The 1,876-nt window shown below is 66.0% G+C and carries 2 protein-coding genes; one reads left to right on the top strand and one right to left on the bottom strand.

Features of this window, described 5'->3' with window-relative positions:
- The first annotated feature begins 79 nt into the window (after window positions 1-79).
- Window positions 80-1,201 (top strand): IS630 family transposase, encoded by a 1,122-nt coding sequence (locus tag ABT009_RS47335; RefSeq protein WP_351309665.1) that lies wholly within the window; start codon window positions 80-82, stop codon window positions 1,199-1,201.
- On the opposite strand, the gene ABT009_RS47330 is transcribed toward ABT009_RS47335, so the two are convergent.
- Window positions 1,202-1,669, bottom strand: coding sequence for a GNAT family N-acetyltransferase (locus tag ABT009_RS47330; protein WP_351309662.1), 468 nt, complete (start codon window positions 1,667-1,669; stop codon window positions 1,202-1,204).
- Window positions 1,670-1,876: the final 207 nt, after the last annotated feature.

Genomic DNA, 1,876 nt, shown 5'->3' with positions numbered 1-1,876 from the left:
GTGACCGTATAGGTTCGCCGGGTTGGTGGTCGTAGCGGTTGGATATGTGGTGACGTCCGATCCGACTGCTGGAGGTGCAGTGCCCGAGCCTGTCCGTGTGCGCAGACTGACCGACCAGGAGGGGCAGAAGCTGCAGCAGATCGTGCGCCGGGGCAGCACCAGTTCGGTGCGCTACCGGCGCGCGATGATGCTGCTGGCCTCGGCCGGCGGAAACCGGGTTCCGGTAATCGCCCAGCTAGTGCAGGCCGACGAGGACACCGTGCGTGATGTGATCCACCGGTTCAACGAGATTGGCCTGGCATGCCTGGACCCCAGGTGGGCGGGAGGCCGTCCCCGCCTGCTCAGTCCTGACGATGAGGACTTCGTCGTCCAGACGGCCATCACCCGACCGACCAAGCTCGGCCAGCCGTTCACCCGCTGGTCGATCCGCAAACTCGCCGCCCATCTGCGCAAAGTCCACGGCCGGGTGATCCGCATCGGCCGCGAGTCCTTACGGTGCCTGCTCGCCCGCCGCGGCGTCACCTTCCAGCGCACCAAGACGTGGAAGGAGTCCCCCGATCCCGACCGCGAGACGAAACTGGACCGGATCGAGGAGGTCCTGGAGCGCTTCCCGGACCGAGCCTTCGCCTTCGACGAATTCGGCCCCCTCGGGATCCGGCCCACCGGCGGCAGCTGCTGGGCTGAGCAGACCAGGCCCGACCGGCTACCGGCCACCTACCACCGCACCCATGGCGTGCGGTACTTCCACGGCTGCTACTCGGTCGGCGACGACACCCTGTGGGGCGTCAACCGCCGCAGGAAGGGCGCCACCAACACGCTGACCGCACTGAAGTCGATCCGCGCCGCCCGGCCCGACGGCGCCCCGATCTACGTGATCCTGGACAACCTGTCCGCTCACAAAGGCGCCGACATCCGCCGCTGGGCAAAGAAACACAAGATCGAACTGTGCTTCACCCCGACCTACGCATCCTGGGCCAACCCGATCGAAGCCCACTTCGGACCACTGCGGCAGTTCACCATCGCCAACTCCCACTATCCCAACCACACCGTGCAGACCCGGGCCCTGCACGCCTACCTCCGCTGGCGCAACGCCAACGCCCGCCACCGAGATGTCCTGGCCGCCGAACGCCGCGAACGTGCCCGAGTCCGCAGCGAGAAAGGCATCCGCTGGGGAGGCCGACCGCTTCCGGCAGCTGCTTGATCAGACAGGGACTTCAAATATGGTTTCGAGGCCGTCTTCCTCGTCCCATTGCTCTCCGACCGCCACGAAGCCGAACCCGGAAATCGTGGCCAGGGATGCGGCGTTGTCAGGACTGATCGTCACCCGCACGGTCCTGACTCCGGCTTCGGCAACAGACCGATGCACCAACTCGGTCAGCATCGCCCTGGCGTAGCCCTGACGACGGTAGACGGGGGCCACGGAGTAACCGAGCTCCACCATGCCCGCCTCATCCGGCGGCCCGTGGAACCCGGCATACCCCACGACGGCACCTTCCGGCTCGGCTACCACAGTCTGCGTGAGCCACCCCGCGCAACCCGGGTCCGAGGTGAGCTGATTGACCCGGTACTGCCACACCCACTTTGCCGTGTCGGTGACGAAGTACTCGGTGAGAGCGACACCTGCTTCGGCACTGGCTTGAGCCAGATCGTCGTTCAGCAAGGCGGTCATGGCCGTGCTCGATAACTCAACAAATCGTACGGACTTCGGGCTAGTGGGGACTGGGGTCCGGCGCTCGGCTTTGTCTGTCACAGCGCGAATCGTCGTGGAGCGTCCAGGACGTGTCCAACGGTTTTCGCGGTGCCCGATACATGCCCCACCAGATTGAGGCCCCATCCACTCGGTCCAACTCGCAACCCGGTGAACCTTCCCGGTCAG

The sequence above is a fragment of the Streptomyces sp. NPDC002896 genome, from assembly GCF_040295225.1.
Lineage (GTDB): Bacteria > Actinomycetota > Actinomycetes > Streptomycetales > Streptomycetaceae > Streptomyces.
This window is presented reverse-complemented; position numbering and strand designations above follow the sequence as displayed.

Coding starts and splice junctions, on each gene's coding strand:
- ABT009_RS47330 (WP_351309662.1), bottom strand. CDS start 1,669: ATGACCGCCTTGCTGAACGACGATCTGGCTCAAGCCAGTGCCGAAGCA.